Source organism: Alicyclobacillus vulcanalis (genome assembly GCF_900156755.1).
Lineage (GTDB): Bacteria > Bacillota > Bacilli > Alicyclobacillales > Alicyclobacillaceae > Alicyclobacillus > Alicyclobacillus vulcanalis.
In genome coordinates this window covers 97,098-112,763 of sequence record NZ_FTOO01000003.1, presented here as the reverse complement: position 1 = coordinate 112,763, position 15,666 = coordinate 97,098, and the positions used below count along the sequence as shown (strand labels likewise).

The following is a 15,666-nucleotide window of genomic DNA, read 5'->3' as shown; positions in this document are numbered from 1 at the left end:
CCGATGAGCGCTTGGCTGGAACCTCAGGAGGGCGTGAGCTGGGACTGCCACGTCACCTGGCGGCGGCGGGCCCGGCTTCATGACGAACGCCGAACGCGGTACGAGACCACCCGCGGCGAGGCGCGCGACGCGCGCTGGCTGCACGTGAAAGGCGGGCATCTGCTCTCGTTTCAGGACGGCGAGGCGTTGTACGTCGTGCGAATGGAGCGCGATCGCGTCCTCATGGTGCGCCGCGGGGAGGTGTCGCTCACACAAATCTTCGCCGAGGGCAAGTCGCAGGATCTCGTCCTTCGCGCCCACGGGAAGGAGTTGCCGGTCCGCGCCGAGACGCGGTCCGTCGAGGTGTCGGTGGGCGAGGCGGGAGGCCGCGCGCACGTGACCTTCGACCTTGTCTACGCGGACCAGGAAGCGCAATTTGTCGATCTCGTCTTTCAGTGGGTCCGGCGGTCCTGAGCACCGGCGGACGCGCGCGGGACGAGATCGGCCACATCTAGCCACCCCTCCGGGTGCGTCTTCCACACGATCTCGTACGGATTTCCCCATTCCCGCATCATCCGCTCGTACATCGCCTTCTTGATGGCATTGAGGCGCGCCCGCTCCTCGGGCCGCGTCAGGTTGGCACTGTGCAGGCGCACGTGGTAGAGGACGCGATCGACGTGCAGAAACCGGCCGACGGCGGCGAGCTTGAGCAGGATCAGCTTGTCCTCGTAGACGCGGCCCTGGCCAGCTGGGTCGCGCTCAAACCCTCCCACGCGGCGAACGGCCTCGGTGCGGTAAAAGCGGGGCACGAGATAGGGGCCGTAGCGGAAGAAATCGAACTTGTCGGCAAATGGGCGCCCGAAAAGGACGTGATCGCGCACGAGGCGCGAACCCTCCTCCCGCCAGTGCTGGGCGTTGGCCGACACCAGCACGGCGTCGGGCGACGAGGCGTCCATGGCGGCGAGGAGTTCCTCGAGCGCGGTGGGCGCGAACCAGTCGTCGCTGTCCAGGGTGACAAAGTACGGCGTGTGGATGTGCTCGAGGGCGGCCTGGAGGGCGTTGCCGAGGCCGACGTTCGCTCGGAGCGACAGGACGTGCACGCGCTCGTCGTATTGGTGGCGCCGCGCAACCTCGGCGGACTCGTCCGTCGATCCGTCGTCGACGACGAGCAGGCGCCAGTGAGGCGTGGTCTGCGCGAACACGCTTGCCATGGCCGTCGGCAATTCCTGCGCTCGGTTGTGGACCGCGATGACCACCGTCACGCGCGGCGTGGCATCCGTGTTCATGCGCTCATGACCTCCTGTTGCCGTGCCGCCTGCAGCATCGCTCCGGCATAGAGAATTTCGCGAATGCATCCGATACAATGAGTGTAAATCATTGCGGAGGGCGTGGGAATGGCCGTGATCGAAGGCGGGAGCGTGCAGCTGGAATGGATGGGCGATCAGGCTCTGCTCCTGCGCTTACCGGAGCATGTGGCGATTGAGACGGGAGAAGCGCTCGACAGGCTGTTGGCGCTGAGGGAAGCGCTTATCCGCGAACTGGGCGATGCCCAAGGTATCGACGATGTCACCCTGGGCTATCGATCGGTCGCGGTCTATGCGGACTTCGACGAGGTCTCTCCGGAGGAGCTCTTGATTCGCGCCAGGCGGGCCATCGGGCGGGCCGGGGCGAGGGGCGGGCCGGTTGGGGGGAAGGCCATCGTCACGCTGCCGGTGGTCTACGGCGGCGCGTATGGGCCGGACCTCGACGAGGTGGCCGAGCGCACAGGGCTTTTGCCGGAGGACGTCATCCGGCTGCACCAGGAGGGGTCGTATCGGGTGGCGATGATCGGCTTTTCGCCGGGATTTGCCTACCTGATTGGCTTGCCGGAGCGCCTGCGCGTCCCGCGCAGAAAGACGCCGCGCAGCCGGGTCGAGCGGGGATCGGTCGGGATCGCCGGATTTCAGACGGGCGTGTACTCGTTTGCGACGCCTGGGGGCTGGCAGATCATCGGCCGGACGCCGCTCGGGCTGTTTGACGTGAAGCGAAATCCGCCGAGCCTGCTTGCGCCGGGCGATGAGGTGCGCTTTCGCGCGGTGACGGAGGAGGAATACCATGAGCGCCTTGGCACGTACACATGAGCCAGGCGTCGCGCGCGTTCGGGTGTTGTCGCCGGGCATGTACACCACGGTGCAGGACGGAGGGCGCCCCCATCATCGCCATCTGGGCGTGCCGCTTGGAGGTGCGCTCGACGCGCTGTCGTACAGGGCGGCCAATCGGCTCGCGGGCAATGCTTCGGACCTGGCGGCGCTTGAGTTCACGGGCGTCGGGCCCGCGCTTGCCTTTGAGGCGCCCGCTGCAATCGCCTTGTGCGGCGCGGAGTTTGGGGCGTATGTGGATGGGGAACGGCTGCCGACCGGGCGACCCATCTGGCTCGGTGAGGGCGCAGTCTTGGAAATCCGCAACGTGCGCCGCGGTTTTCGTGGCTATTTAGCCATCGCCGGAGGCTTTCTTGGGGAACCGGCACTGGCAAGCCAGAGCGCTCTGCCGCGCTACGGGCTTGGGCGCCTTCTCGCTGCCGGCGACGAGATTCCCTACGCGCCCGGGCCGCCTCAACCGCCTGCCGGGTTTCGCCCGATTGCGCCGCACGCGTCCGTCGCGCCGTTTCAGGTCGGCGGATGGCTGGACCAGGTGGAGGACGACATCCACATTGTGCGCGTCGTCCCGGGCGAGCAGGCCGACTGGTTTGAGGCCGAGTCGCGAAACGCGTTCTACGAGCGCACATGGCAGGTGGCGCCTCAGTCCGACCGCATGGGCATGCGGCTCAGCGGCGAGGCCCTGGCGGCTTCCGCCCGCCAGCTCGCGAGCGAGCCGGTGGTGCCAGGCACCATTCAGGTGCCACCGGACGGCAAGCCCATCGTGCTCATGCGCGAGTGCCAGACCACCGGCGGCTATCCAAAGCTCGCCACGGTCATCTCCGCCGATCTCGACAAATTGGCACAGCTTCGACCAGGAAGTTTCGTGCGGTTTGTGGAAGTGAGTGTGGCGGACGCGTTTCGGTTGAGGCGCATGCATACCCAGCTCGCCCGCGTGTGGCTGAGGCTCGTCGCGGAGCGAGCGCGCCAAGCGTGGGAAGGTCAAGGAGGGATTTGAGCGTGGCCGAGGTAGATGTGAACGCGGATCTCGGTGAAGATTTTGGCCACTATCGCCTGGCGCATGACGACGCCATCCTCGCCTATGTGACGTCGGCCAACCTGGCGTGTGGCCTGCACGCGGGCGATCCCGTCGTCATGGCGCGCAGCGTCGGCCTCGCGAAGGCGCGCGGCGTGGCCGTCGGCGCGCATCCCGGCTATCCCGACCTTCAAGGCTTCGGCCGGCGGGACATGGCGCTTCGCGAAGACGAAATCTATGCCTTTGTGCTGTACCAGATGGGAGCGCTGGCCGCGTTTTGCCGCGCTCACGGCGTGCGCCTGCACCACGTGAAGCCGCACGGCGCGCTGTACAACCGCGCCGCGGTCGATCGCGCCGCCGCGCGCGGCATTTGCCGCGCCATCGCCGATTTTGACCCGTCACTCAAGGTGTATGCGCCCTATCGGAGCGAGCTGGCACGCCAGGCCGAGGCCCTCGGTCTCTGCGCGTGCAGCGAGGTCTTCGCGGACAGGCGCTATGAGGCGGACGGCCAACTCACGCCGAGGCAGCATCCCGACGCCGTCATTCGCGATCCCGACGAGGCGTGCGAACAGGTGTTGCTCATGGTGCAGGAGGGGCGCGTTCGCGCGCGGACGGGCGAGTGGCTCGAGGTGGCGGCGGATACCATCTGCCTGCACGGCGACGGGCCTCAGGCCGTCCAGCTCGCAAAAACGCTCCACGAGCGGTTGACACAGGCGGGCGTCCGGCTGCGGCCCGCATGACGTGGACGCGATGGCGAACGTCCGCGCGCAGCCGAGCGCGCAATGGATGATGGAAATCGGATGGATGAGGTGAGGGCATTGGCAGAGCAGTGGACAAATTATCGCGTGGAAGATCACGTGGCGGTTTTGACGCTCCAGCGCCCGCAGGCGTTGAATGCGCTTTCCCGGGAGGTCCTCTCGGAAATCGGCGCACATCTCGCGATGCTAAACCTACAAGAGGTGCGCGCCCTCGTCATTCGCGGCGAGGGGAGGGTCTTCTGCGCGGGCGCCGACATCGCGCAGATGCAGCACATGACCGCCGTCGAGGCGGAGAGCATGGCCCGGCTCGGACAGCGCGTGTTTCAGGCCATTGAGCAGCTGCCCATCCCGGTCATCGCCTTGATCCATGGCGGGGCATTCGGCGGCGGGCTCGAGCTTGCGCTGGCGTGCGACTTCCGCATCGCGGCTTCCGGCGCGGTCGTGGGCCTTCCCGAGGTGACGCTCGGGGTCAACCCCAGTTTCGGGGGAACGTACAGGCTTCCGCGTGCGATTGGCTTTTCGCGCGCGCTCTCGATGATGCTCCTGGGCGAGCGGATCCCCGTCGAGAAGGCGCTCGAGTACGGCCTCGTCACGGAGGTGGTGGCGCCGGATGAGCTGGAGACGCGCGGAATGGAGCTTGCGCGTAAGCTCGCCGGGCAGTCGAGCGCGGCCATGGCCGCCATCAAGCGGTCGGCACATCACGGGTTCGGTCAAGACGCCGGGCGCGCGCAGGCGTATGAGGCCGCGCAGTTCGGACTGTGCTTTGCTTCCGGGGACGCTCGCGAGGGCATGGCCGCCTTCAAGGAAAAGCGAGAGGCCCGCTTCCACAAGGATTGACGCCGGCCCGATCCGTCCCTCAGAGGCTTGTATCCGCGCGCGGAGCGGTTTGCGCCGCACTTGGCGCGCGGACGAGCTTTGCACGGCTTTGCTCCATCGGCTCGCGTGGCGGTGAAAAGAAGGGTGCAGGATCTCGCGGCGCCTGGGTTGGGGGTTGGCGCCCGGCGCCCATCGGCGGACGGCGCGCATCGGCGGACGGCGCCCTTCGCCGTTTGCGCATCCGGCGCGATCTCGGCCTCCCTTGACATCCTGCGATGTTCCGGGCACGGCCGCAAAAATGTCGGTTTGGAGTCTGGACGTCATGTGCTAAACTTAGATAACATGTAAGCCGGTCATTCGAGCTTCGTCCATGGGGTCGAAATGGGCCACCGGCCTATCCCGTGTTGGAAGGGAAGATTCCAAAGATGGCCATTTCATTGGCACGAACGGAACACGAGATACAGGAAATGCCTCTCGTGGAGCTCGTGTATGAGATCTTGAAAGCCCGCAAAGAGCCCATGTACTTCCGCGACATCATGAAGGAAATTCAGGAACTCCGCCATATGACGGATGAGCAGGTGGCGGACGTGATCGCGCGGGTGTTCACGGAGATCAACGTCGATGGCCGGTTCGTCTGTATTGGTCACAACGTGTGGGGGTTAAATCGTTGGTATCCGACGGATCGCAACGCGGAGCGGTTGGCGAGCGGCAAGAAGTTCATCCGCAAGACCGGCGATGCGTTTGGCGACGAGGAGGACGACGAAGAGGAGTACGAGGAGGACGTCCTCGAGGAAGATGAACTCGACTACGACGCCGTCGAGGCGGTGGACGAGGAGTCCGAGTTCGACGACGTCGAAGTGACGGAGGACGAGGACGAAATTCTCCCCGAAGACGAATACGACGATGCGCCGCTGTTCGACGAAGACGAGGAAGTCGAGGAAGACGAGGAGGACTGACGTCTTCCGCGCCTTTCGGACGCGTTCTGGGCCTTCCGGAACGCGGTTTTTGTGTGCTTTGGTCGCGCTTGGCAGGGAGGACAGATGCATGACAGCGAAGTACATCTTCGTGACGGGCGGTGTGGTGTCCGGTCTCGGGAAGGGCATCACGGCCGCGAGCTTGGGCCGCCTCTTGAAGAACCGCGGCCTGAACGTCACCATTCAAAAGTTTGATCCCTACATCAACGTCGATCCGGGAACGATGAGCCCGTATCAACACGGCGAGGTGTTCGTGACCGACGACGGCGCGGAGACGGATCTCGATCTCGGCCACTACGAAAGGTTCATCGACAATGACCTGAGCCAGGACAACAATGTGACCAGCGGCAGGATTTATTGGTCCGTTATCCAGAAGGAGCGCCGCGGCGACTATCTGGGCGCCACGGTCCAGGTCATTCCGCACGTGACCAACGAGATCAAGGAGCGCGTGATGCAGGCCGCCAAGCCGGATACGGACATCGTCATCACGGAGATTGGCGGCACCGTCGGCGACATCGAGAGCCAACCCTTTCTTGAGGCCATCCGCGAGATGAAAAACGAGGTCGGCCGCAACAACGTGTTGTACATCCACGTCACCCTCATTCCGTACCTGCGCATGACGAGCGAGGTCAAGACGAAACCCACGCAGCACAGCGTGGCGACGCTGCGCAGCATCGGCATCAGCCCAAACATCATCGTCTGCCGGACGGAAGTGCCGCTCAGCCAGGAGGTCAAGCGCAAAATCGCGCTCTTCTGCGACACTGATGAGGATAGCGTCATTGAGGCGAGCGATGCGGAGGTGCTGTACGAAGTGCCGCTGCGCCTTCGCGACGAGGGCCTGGACGACATCGTGCTCCGCCACTTTGGCATCTCCGCTCCGCCGGCGGACATGCGCGAATGGGAGGCGATGGTCGAGCGGATCAAGCGCCTGCATCGCGACGTCGAGATCGCCGTCGTCGGCAAATACGTGGCCCTGCCGGACGCCTACGCGAGCGTCGTGGCCGCGCTTCAGCACGGAGGGTTTGAGAACGACGCCCACGTGCACATTCGCTGGGTGAATTCGGAAGACGTAACGGACCACAACGTGGACGAGCTCCTGCGCGGCGTGGACGGCATCCTCGTGCCGGGGGGATTTGGCGATCGCGGCATCGACGGGAAAATTGTCGCCTGCCGATACGCGCGCGAGCGGAAGATCCCGTATTTCGGGATTTGCCTCGGCATGCAAATTGCCGTGATCGAGTACGCGCGCCACGTCGCGGGGCTTGATGGCGCCCACACGAGCGAGATCGATCCGCGCACGCCGTATCCGGTCATCGACCTGTTGCCGGAGCAGAAGGAGATTGAGGACAAGGGTGGCACCATGCGCCTGGGGGCCTATCCGTGCAGGCTCAAGCCGGAGTCGCGCGCGCATCGCGCCTACGGCTCGGATTTGATCTCCGAGCGCCATCGGCACCGGTACGAGTTCAACAACGATTTTCGGGAACACCTCGAGTCGCGCGGACTTGCCGTCACGGGCACGTCGCCGGACGGGCGGCTCGTCGAGATTGTGGAAATTCCAGATCATCCTTGGTTTGTCGGTGTGCAGTTTCATCCCGAGTTCAAGTCGAGGCCCAACCGCGCCCACGCGCTCTTCCGCGACTTCATCGCTGCGAGTTTGGCGTATCGCGAGCGGCGCGCCGCGCTCTGACCTCCGCCCACGAGACGCCGGAGAAAGCAAACAGGAATTTCGATCCGCCCCGGCGAAGATCCTGAAGACGAGTTGAGCTAGCGAAGAGGTGGGGGCATGGCGTACAAGGTGCTCGTGGTCGACGATCAATTTGGGATCCGCGTGCTGCTGCACGAAGTCCTGCAGCGGGAAGGGTATGAGGTGTTCCAGGCTGCGAATGGGCCGAGTGCCCTCCAAATCGTCGAGCGTGAGCGGCCTGATCTGGTTCTTTTGGACATGAAGATACCGGGGATGGACGGCTTGGAGATCCTGCGCAACATCCGCAAGCTTGGCGTGGATGCCAAGGTCATCATGATGACGGCGTACGGCGAGTTGGACCTGATTCACGAGGCGATGGAAATGGGGGCGCTCGCCCACTTCACCAAGCCGTTTGACATCGACGAGTTGAGGCGGACCGTCCGGGAACACCTCGAAGCGAGTTCTGGAATGATGTGAGCGCGCCTTGGACGGCCGAAAGGTGAGTTGGTGCGCGCAAAGCATGGTATCATAGAAGTGGTACGCGGGTCGCCCGCGCGAGCCCTCAGGTGAGCCGAGCAGAGAGACAACGAGTGGCGACCGGAGGACCGGAGATTTTGGGGACAGGAGAGGATGAGGAACATGAAGCTGTTCATCGATACGGCGAACGTCGATGAAATTCGCCGGGCAGCGGCCATGGGCATTCTGAGTGGCGTGACGACCAACCCGAGCTTGGTGGCGAAGGAAGGGCGCGACTTCATTCAGGTGCTCAAGGAGATTGTCGAGATCGTCGATGGCCCCATTAGCGCTGAGGTCGTGAGCCTGGACGCGGAGGGCATGGTCAAGGAGGCCCTGCCTCTCGCGGAGATCCATCCGAACATCGTGATTAAAATCCCGATGACGGCAGAAGGGCTGAAGGCGGTGCATGAGCTCGCGAAGAAGGGCATCCGCACCAACGTGACGCTCATCTTCAGCGCCAACCAGGCGCTTCTCGCGGCGCGTGCCGGCGCGTCGTTTGTCAGCCCGTTCATTGGCAGGCTTGACGACATCAGCATGGACGGCGTCGAACTGATTGCCGATATCGCGCAGATTTTCGACATCCACGCCATCGATACGGAGATCATCGCGGCGAGCATCCGCCATCCGATGCACGTGACCGCCGCAGCGAAGGCGGGGGCGCACATCGCCACCTGTCCGTTCAGTGTGTTGGATCAGATGATCAAGCATCCGCTGACGGATCGCGGCATCGAGCGGTTTTTGGCCGATTGGAATAAGCTGAATCAGAAGTGACGCGATGGCCAGGGCCGACGGGAGGCCCTGGCTCGCTCATGTTACAGGCGGTTCGACAAGACTCGCCCTTGTAGAATGGGCGGGTCGTGATTATACTACGGATAGCCGCAACAACGTCCGGTTGAGCCGTTGGAATCGCTTCCCGCGCTCCTCGCGCGCAGCGTTTCTCCTCGCACCGAAGACTCCAATGGCCTTCATCTGGATGGCACGCATCGTGCTGGATTGCCTCTTTCAAATGCTGTAATCTCGGTCCCCGTGTGGTGTCAGAACAAGCCGCGACGACGCAAGGCGCATAGGATGACTCAGCCCGCCTCAAGCCGTCTGAATTTGCCCGTGGCGCGGTGTGTGCCGCCGGGACAGAAATGTGAGGGACGACGCTTGGACATTCGAGAACTTGAAGAAAAGAAATTAACAGAGCTATACAAATATGCTCGAGAATTTCAGATCCCACACTACGGATCGATGAAAAAGAAAGAACTGATTTTTGCCATTCTCAAGGCGCAGGCCGAGCGAGATGGGCTGATGTTCGCCGAAGGCGTGCTGGAAATCATGCCGGAAGGCTACGGGTTTTTGCGGCCTGTGGGCTATCTGCCGAGTCAGGAAGACATCTACGTTGCAGCATCGCAAATCCGCCGCTTCGACCTCCGCACGGGGGATCTCGTCAGCGGGAAGGTGCGGCCTCCCAAGGAGAACGAGCGGTACTTCGGCCTGTTGCACGTAGAGGCCGTGAACGGATACAGCCCAGAGGTGGCGGCTGAGCGACTTCACTTTGCAGCGCTGACCCCGCTGTTTCCCTCCAAACGTATCCAGCTTGAAACGACACCCGAAAACATGGCGACCCGCCTGATTGACCTGTTCGCGCCGATTGGATTTGGCCAGCGCGGCATGATTGTCGCGCCTCCGAAGGCAGGCAAGACGGTTTTGCTGAAGGAAATCGCCCACAGCATCGCGACCAACTATCCGGACGTCCACCTGTTTGTGTTGTTGATTGACGAACGCCCAGAAGAGGTCACGGACATGCAGCGGTCCGTCCGGGGCGAGGTGATTGCCTCCACGTTTGACGAGGTGCCGGAGAATCACATCAAGGTGGCGGAGCTCGTGCTGGAGCGCGCGCTGCGACTCGTGGAGCACAAACAAGATGTGGTCATCCTTCTGGACAGCTTGACTCGCCTGACGCGCGCCTACAACCTGGTCGTGCCGCCGTCTGGGCGCACCTTATCAGGCGGCATTGACCCGGCGGCGTTCCATCGGCCCAAACGATTCTTCGGAGCGGCCCGCAACGTCGAAGAGGGCGGCAGTCTGACCATCCTCGCCACGGCGCTGATTGACACCGGATCGCGGATGGACGACGTCATCTACGAGGAATTCAAGGGCACGGGCAACATGGAGCTGCATTTGGACCGCCGGCTTGCCGAGAAGCGCGTGTTTCCCTCCATCGATATTCGCCGCTCGGGAACTCGACGCGAAGAGGCGCTCATGCCGAAGGAAGAACTGGAGAAAGTGTGGGCCATTCGCAAGTCCATGGGTGACAACCAGGACTTCACCGAAATGTTCCTCCGCAAGTTTCGCCACTACAAGACGAACAAGGAGTTTCTCGACAGCCTCAGCCTGAATCGGGTCGAGCGAAAACCCGTGCCTCAGGCCGAGAAGCCGGCCGTGCAACCTGTGGCGAGCGAGACGTGAACGATGAACCCCTCACACCTGACGGTGGAGGGGTTGCTCGTCCAAGGACGATGACCGGGTCTCTGCGGTATGGAGATGCCCGTCAAGATGCGTGTTTGCCATTCCGGCGCCGACCGGGCCTCCCGGAAACGGACCGCCTGATGGAGACTGCCTGTTTCACTCGTCCTCGTCGGGGAACGGAGGAAGAAAGATAAAGTTCGGGTGAGCGGAGTGGGTATTGACCGTCCCCGACATGTGGTTGGTCAGGCCGTGTGTCTGCTGGACGGTTCCGGCGAACGCCGTTGCTGAGGCCGCGATGCTCAAGGTGCCCACGGACGCGGCCGCCATGAACAACGTACGAAGAAGTTCCCATGTCTTCATTTCAATCTCATCCTCCTTGAAGGGTGTCCATTGCGTTCATGGTGTCCATCGGGCCGGGATGTTCCGGTTTCATCCCCGCCCATGGTGATGTGCGTTCCAAGCCTTCTGCACTGCGATCCAAGAGCTCTTGGATGTTTCCTGCGCGCATCTTTAGCCTAACGCGAGGCATTCGTCTGCCACAATTGCGCAGCGTATGAACGAGCTACGATTTTGTAAAATCGGCTTATCTTTTAAAAAACGTGGTTCTTCGTCGCATGCGGTGCGTGACAAGGCGCAGACCTTTTGTTATAATCATGGGCAGTGTGTTCAAGCAGATAGGGGTGAAACGATGAAGCCGGACATTCATCCGACCTACCATACAGTCACGGTGACGTGTGCTTGTGGCGAGACGTTCGAGACGGGTTCGACGAAGGAGTCCATCCGCGTCGAGATCTGCTCGAAGTGCCACCCGTTCTTCACGGGCAAGCAGAAGTTTGTGGATTCGGGCGGCCGCGTCGATCGGTTCAATCGCAAGTATGGGCTTCAGCCGCAAGGCGAGCGCTGAGCGCAAAGGGGACGTAAGCCATGGTTGGCTCACCGGCCGCTGGGCAGAGCGGGTGAGCCTGCTTTGGCTTTTTCTGTTCCTGGGTGGGTATCTGCGCTCGGTACGGGCCGTCCTGGGCCTGGGAGGGGGTGCGTCGATGTTCGATCGGTTGGCGAGTATGGAAGAGCGGTATGAACACCTGAGCCAGTTGCTGTGCAGCCCCGACGTGGTATCGGATCCAGAAAAACTGCGGGCGTACGCCAAAGAGCAGGCTGAGCTCGAAGAGACCGTCAGGGCGTACCGCGAGTGGAAGACAGTCTCCGAGAACATCGACGAAGCCAAGGCGATGTTGCAGGATAAGCTCGACGACGAGATGCGGGAATTCGTCCGGGCGGAGCTGTCAGAACTGCAGCGTCGGCGAGAGGGTCTCGAACAACGGCTGCAGATCCTCCTTCTCCCGAAGGACCCGAATGACGACAAGGACGTATTTGTGGAAATTCGTGCAGCCGCCGGGGGTGAGGAGGCCGCGCTCTTCGCGGCAGACCTCCTCCGGATGTATCAGCGCTACGCTGAGAAGCACGGATGGAAGACGGAGGTCCTCGACGCGAGCTACACCGACATGGGCGGATTTCGCGAGGTCGTGATGGCCGTTCACGGCAAGGGCGCCTATGCCAAGCTCAAGTTTGAGAGCGGAACGCACCGCGTGCAGCGCGTGCCAGTCACGGAGTCGGGCGGGCGAATCCACACGTCCACCGCGACGGTGGCCGTCCTGCCGGAGGTGGAAGACGTCGAGGTGGAGATCAACGAAAAGGACCTTCGCATCGATACGTTTTGCTCGACAGGCCCCGGCGGACAGAGCGTCAACACGACGCAGTCGGCGGTGCGCATCACGCATCTGCCGACGGGCATCGTGGTCTCTTGTCAGGACGAGAAGTCTCAGCTGAAGAACAAAGAGAAGGCGCTGCGCGTGTTGCGGGCGCGCCTTTATGAAAAGGCGCAGCGGGAGCAGCAGGAGGAACTCGCTGCGAAGCGCCGCCTGCAGGTCGGGACGGGAGACCGCAGCGAACGAATTCGCACCTACAACTTTCCGCAAAGCCGCGTGACGGATCATCGCATTGGGTTGACGTTGCACAAACTGAACGCCGTGCTGGACGGTGAGCTGGACGAAATCATTCAGGCGCTCATCGTCGAGAGCCAGGCGGAGATGCTTGGGGTCAGGGAAGCATGAGCGAGGCCAAGTTCTTTGTGGCGAGACTTTTGAAGGCAATCGCAGACCAACTTCCCGAGTCACCGGCGTACCGGGACCTGCCGCTCGATGAGCGCAAGCGCCTCGCGGAGCGCGAAGCGGAGCAGATTGTGGCGCATGCGCTGGGCTGGGATCGCGTGAAGTTGTTACAATCGCTCGGCGACCAGGTGCCGGACGAGGTCGCGGAGCGAGCCGCGCGCCTGGCCGCCCTGCGCGTCCAGGGCGAGCCGCTTGCCTATGTTCTCGGCAAGCAGGACTTTTACGGAAGGACGTTTGAGGTCGGCCCGGACTGCCTGATCCCGCGCCCGGACACCGAGGTCTTGGTGGAGGAGGCCATTCGGTTTTTGAAGCGGATGCCGAGTGGCACGCGCGTGATCGACGTGGGGACCGGATCTGGGTGCATCGCGGTGTCCATTGCGCTCGCCTGCCCTGGGGTGTCGGTCACGGCTGTGGACTTGTCCGCGGACGCGCTTGCGGTGGCGCGGAGGAACGCGGAACGCCTGGGTGCCGTCGTGGATTGGGCCGCGGCCGACGGCATCGAGTGGCTCATTGAACGAGCGGAGCGCGGAAGACCGTGGCACGCGATTGTCAGCAATCCGCCTTACATTCCGACGGCCGAGATTCATCACTTGGAACCGTCGGTGCGCGATTACGAGCCGCGGCTCGCCTTGGACGGCGGCGAGGATGGCCTCGCCTTTTACCGGCGCATCGCAGCCATGCCTCCCTACGTGCTGGCGCGCGGGCGCGCGGGCGTCTTCCTCGAGGTCGGCCACAACCAGGCGGACGAGGTCGCGCGTCTGTTTGCACCGTGGCGGGAGCGCGGCTTTCGCGTGAGAAAGGTGAAGGACTTGCGCGGGTTCGATCGCGTCATCACGGTGACGCGCGAGCCGCAGGCGCCGCGCGAAACGGAGAATCTCTGAATCTCTCGCGAGCGTTTGCTAGCTGTTTAAGATTCGCTTCCCCCGTCCATACTGACTGCCAGAACGGCAGGAGGGATGGACGATGGGGTTTGCGAAGCGGTTTGCGGGATTTGTCACGGCCATTCTTGCGGGCGTGGCGCTGTCGAGAGCGGCGATGGCACACGCGAATGTGCAGGGCGCGGGGGACGGCGAAGTGCTCGCCAGCATTGCGGCTCCCCACGCACCGGCCATTCCGGACGACGCGTTGCGCCTGCGCATCATCGCCAACAGCGACAGCCCGCGGGACCAGGCGCTGAAGCTCGCGGTGCGCAACGCCGTGATCGAACAGGTGGGCCAGTGGCTCGCAAACGCCCATTCGGAGGCGGAGGCGCGCGCGATTGTGGAGGCGCACGTGGCGCAGATCCAGCGGACGGCCATGGGCGTGGAGGCGGCGTGGCACGTGGACGAGCCCGTCCAGGTCGAGGTGGCGCGCGTGCCGTTTCCCACGAAGGTGTACGGCAACATCGTGTATCCCGCGGGGGAATACGAGGCGCTGCGCATCGTGCTCGGACGAGGCCAAGGCGCGAACTGGTGGTGCGTCCTGTATCCGCCGCTCTGCTTTATCGACATCACGGAAGGGGACGCGGTCCCCAACACGGGAGGATTTCCGGATTTGCCGCCGCTCGAGACCCTGTCCATCCCAACGGGCGACGGCCACACGGAGAAGGTCCAGGTGCGGCTTTGGACGCTCGATCACGCCGAAGAGTGGGTTCGCGCCATCGCGGCCCGGTTTCGCTGATGGCCCATGAGGAGAGGTAGCGAATGCGACGTTTGACGGTGGCAGGCGTTCGCCTAGAGCCACAACTGCGCGAGATGTTGAAGGAGCCCGCCCAGTCCCTTCGACGCGGCGGGCTTGTGGCGTTTCCGACCGAAACGGTGTACGGCCTCGGCGCCAACGCCCTGGACGAGGAGGCGGTGCGCCGCATCTTCGCGGCCAAGGAGCGCCCGCGTGACAACCCGCTCATCGTCCACATTGCACACGAGGAGCAGCTGCGGGACGTGATCGACGAGGCGCAGCCGCTCGATGCCGACGCGGTGCGGCTGATGCGCGCGTTCTGGCCGGGGCCGCTCACGCTGTTGTTGCCGGCCGGCGCTGCGCTTGCGCCATCGGTCCATCCCGGGCAGCCGCTGGTGGGGGTGCGCATGCCGGATCACCCGGTGGCGCGCGCGCTCATAGCCGAGGCGGGTGTGCCGATCGCGGCGCCGAGCGCGAATCGGTCGGGCAGGCCAAGTCCGACGACGGCCGACGATGTGGAGGCGGATTTGGCAGGGCGGATCGAGTGGATCGTGGACGGCGGCGCGTGCCCTGTGGGTGTCGAGTCGACGGTGCTGCTTTTGGAGCCGGACTCTGCCCGGATTCTTCGGCCGGGCGGCGTGACGCAGGAGATGATCGCGAGCGTGATCGACCGGCCGGTGTTGTACGCAGCCGATGCGTTCGATGCGGCCGCGGCACCAGTCGCGCCGGGCATGAAGTACCGGCACTATGCGCCGAACGCCAGGGTGCACGTGTGGTGGGGCGATCCGGCGGCCATCGACGAGGCCATGCGCGCCTTTCTGCTCGAAGAGGTGCAGGACGGAGAGCCGATGGTTCCTGCCCTCATTGCGCCAGACGACTTCGTGCGCCGCTTCGGATGGGCGCTGTCAGAGCATCGGCAGGCAGCCCTGCCTGCGAGCGCGTACGCTGAGGAGCTTGCGCGCCACCTGTATCGCTTGCTGCGCGCCTTCGATCGCGCCGGCGCGACGGATGTGCTGGTGCATGGCGTGGATCCGGCGCATGGCCTGGGAGCCGCGGTCATGAATCGCTTGCACAAGGCGGCCTCCGGCCGCGTGCGCTGGGTCGGTTGAGCCGAATCCATGATCTGCCTTATCTGTGGCGAAACTTCGGCGCCAATTCGAACAAAGTGCGACAAGTCGGATGAACCCGCTTTCATCGGCGGACGCCGCCTCTGCCGCGGATTATAATGGCGGTGTCGGTTAGGGAAGAACGATGAAAAGCGGGAGATGAGCAAAATGGAGCTGGCTCTGTTCATCATCACCATGGCACTGATTGTCGTTGTGGGTGCGGCACTTCTCATCGGGAACCGCGTTGTGGATCGGATGGTACACGAGGATTCGCGTGAGGCCGAAGCGCTCCTCGCCGCGGCAGCTCAGAATCGCCAGCGCACGTCGGCGTGACGAGGGACGTTTGCTTTTGGCCAGCGCTTTCTTCATAGACCAAGCGAAGGGGCAGCCGAACCGTGCCGATGC

Annotated in this window: 18 protein-coding genes; 16 read left to right on the top strand and 2 right to left on the bottom strand. The window is 63.6% G+C overall.

Annotated elements, in window-relative coordinates:
• Nucleotides 1-3: 3 nt before the first annotated feature.
• Nucleotides 4-453 carry a YwiB family protein gene (locus BW934_RS04790; protein WP_076345667.1) on the top strand — a complete coding sequence of 150 codons (450 nt, stop codon included), beginning with the start codon at nucleotides 4-6 and terminating at the stop codon, nucleotides 451-453.
• Here BW934_RS04790 and BW934_RS04785 read toward each other — a convergent pair.
• Complete coding sequence (locus BW934_RS04785; RefSeq protein WP_076345665.1) at nucleotides 432-1,265, bottom strand: glycosyltransferase family 2 protein; 834 nt, start codon at nucleotides 1,263-1,265, stop codon at nucleotides 432-434. The genes BW934_RS04790 and BW934_RS04785 overlap by 22 nt on opposite strands.
• A gap of 108 nt (nucleotides 1,266-1,373) precedes the next feature.
• On the opposite strand from BW934_RS04785, the gene pxpB reads away from it, so the two are divergent.
• From pxpB to rho, 9 genes are all read left to right on the top strand, one after another.
• On the top strand, nucleotides 1,374-2,099 hold the full coding sequence (gene pxpB, locus BW934_RS04780; RefSeq protein ID WP_234969566.1) for a 5-oxoprolinase subunit PxpB: 726 nt from the start codon (nucleotides 1,374-1,376) through the stop codon (nucleotides 2,097-2,099).
• On the top strand, nucleotides 2,074-3,111 hold the full coding sequence (locus BW934_RS04775) for a 5-oxoprolinase subunit C family protein (protein WP_076345663.1): 1,038 nt from the start codon (nucleotides 2,074-2,076) through the stop codon (nucleotides 3,109-3,111). The genes pxpB and BW934_RS04775 overlap by 26 nt, the downstream gene beginning before the upstream one ends.
• 2 nt (nucleotides 3,112-3,113) lie before the next feature.
• On the top strand, nucleotides 3,114-3,869 hold the full coding sequence (locus BW934_RS04770) for a LamB/YcsF family protein (protein ID WP_076345661.1): 756 nt from the start codon (nucleotides 3,114-3,116) through the stop codon (nucleotides 3,867-3,869).
• 69 nt (nucleotides 3,870-3,938) lie between these two features.
• Nucleotides 3,939-4,724, top strand: coding sequence for an enoyl-CoA hydratase/isomerase family protein (locus BW934_RS04765; RefSeq protein ID WP_234969608.1), 786 nt, complete (start codon nucleotides 3,939-3,941; stop codon nucleotides 4,722-4,724).
• A gap of 404 nt (nucleotides 4,725-5,128) precedes the next feature.
• On the top strand, nucleotides 5,129-5,659 hold the full coding sequence (gene rpoE / locus BW934_RS04760) for a DNA-directed RNA polymerase subunit delta (protein ID WP_076345657.1): 531 nt from the start codon (nucleotides 5,129-5,131) through the stop codon (nucleotides 5,657-5,659).
• 88 nt (nucleotides 5,660-5,747) lie between these two features.
• Nucleotides 5,748-7,364: a CTP synthase gene (locus tag BW934_RS04755; protein WP_076345655.1), complete on the top strand. Its 1,617-nt coding sequence runs from the start codon at nucleotides 5,748-5,750 to the stop codon at nucleotides 7,362-7,364.
• Between the two features lie 96 nt (nucleotides 7,365-7,460).
• Nucleotides 7,461-7,838, top strand: a complete 378-nt coding sequence (locus tag BW934_RS04750; protein ID WP_076345653.1) for a response regulator — start codon at nucleotides 7,461-7,463, stop codon at nucleotides 7,836-7,838.
• Between the two features lie 162 nt (nucleotides 7,839-8,000).
• Nucleotides 8,001-8,648 (top strand): fructose-6-phosphate aldolase, encoded by a 648-nt coding sequence (gene fsa / locus BW934_RS04745; protein WP_076345651.1) that lies wholly within the window; start codon nucleotides 8,001-8,003, stop codon nucleotides 8,646-8,648.
• A 378-nt stretch (nucleotides 8,649-9,026) separates the two neighbouring features.
• On the top strand, nucleotides 9,027-10,331 hold the full coding sequence (rho, locus tag BW934_RS04740; protein ID WP_076345649.1) for a transcription termination factor Rho: 1,305 nt from the start codon (nucleotides 9,027-9,029) through the stop codon (nucleotides 10,329-10,331).
• Nucleotides 10,332-10,487: 156 nt separating this feature from the next.
• On the opposite strand, the gene BW934_RS04735 is transcribed toward rho, so the two are convergent.
• A complete protein-coding gene (locus BW934_RS04735) occupies nucleotides 10,488-10,691 on the bottom strand; it encodes a hypothetical protein (protein ID WP_076345647.1) in 204 nt (67 codons plus the stop codon).
• A gap of 328 nt (nucleotides 10,692-11,019) precedes the next feature.
• Here BW934_RS04735 and rpmE point away from each other — a divergent pair, with 328 nt between their 5' ends.
• From rpmE to BW934_RS15055, 6 genes are all read left to right on the top strand, one after another.
• Nucleotides 11,020-11,235, top strand: a complete 216-nt coding sequence (rpmE, locus tag BW934_RS04730) for a 50S ribosomal protein L31 (RefSeq protein WP_076345645.1) — start codon at nucleotides 11,020-11,022, stop codon at nucleotides 11,233-11,235.
• Between the two features lie 136 nt (nucleotides 11,236-11,371).
• Nucleotides 11,372-12,442, top strand: a complete 1,071-nt coding sequence (gene prfA / locus BW934_RS04725) for a peptide chain release factor 1 (protein WP_076345643.1) — start codon at nucleotides 11,372-11,374, stop codon at nucleotides 12,440-12,442.
• Complete coding sequence (gene prmC, locus BW934_RS04720; RefSeq protein WP_076345641.1) at nucleotides 12,439-13,380, top strand: peptide chain release factor N(5)-glutamine methyltransferase; 942 nt, start codon at nucleotides 12,439-12,441, stop codon at nucleotides 13,378-13,380. Before prfA ends, prmC begins: the two co-directional genes overlap by 4 nt.
• Before the next feature lie 82 nt (nucleotides 13,381-13,462).
• Nucleotides 13,463-14,158: a stage II sporulation protein R gene (gene spoIIR / locus BW934_RS04715; RefSeq protein ID WP_076345639.1), complete on the top strand. Its 696-nt coding sequence runs from the start codon at nucleotides 13,463-13,465 to the stop codon at nucleotides 14,156-14,158.
• Between the two features lie 23 nt (nucleotides 14,159-14,181).
• Nucleotides 14,182-15,264, top strand: a complete 1,083-nt coding sequence (locus tag BW934_RS04710) for an L-threonylcarbamoyladenylate synthase (protein WP_076345637.1) — start codon at nucleotides 14,182-14,184, stop codon at nucleotides 15,262-15,264.
• A gap of 165 nt (nucleotides 15,265-15,429) precedes the next feature.
• A complete protein-coding gene (locus BW934_RS15055) occupies nucleotides 15,430-15,594 on the top strand; it encodes a hypothetical protein (RefSeq protein ID WP_200805715.1) in 165 nt (54 codons plus the stop codon).
• The last annotated feature ends 72 nt before the right edge of the window (nucleotides 15,595-15,666 follow it).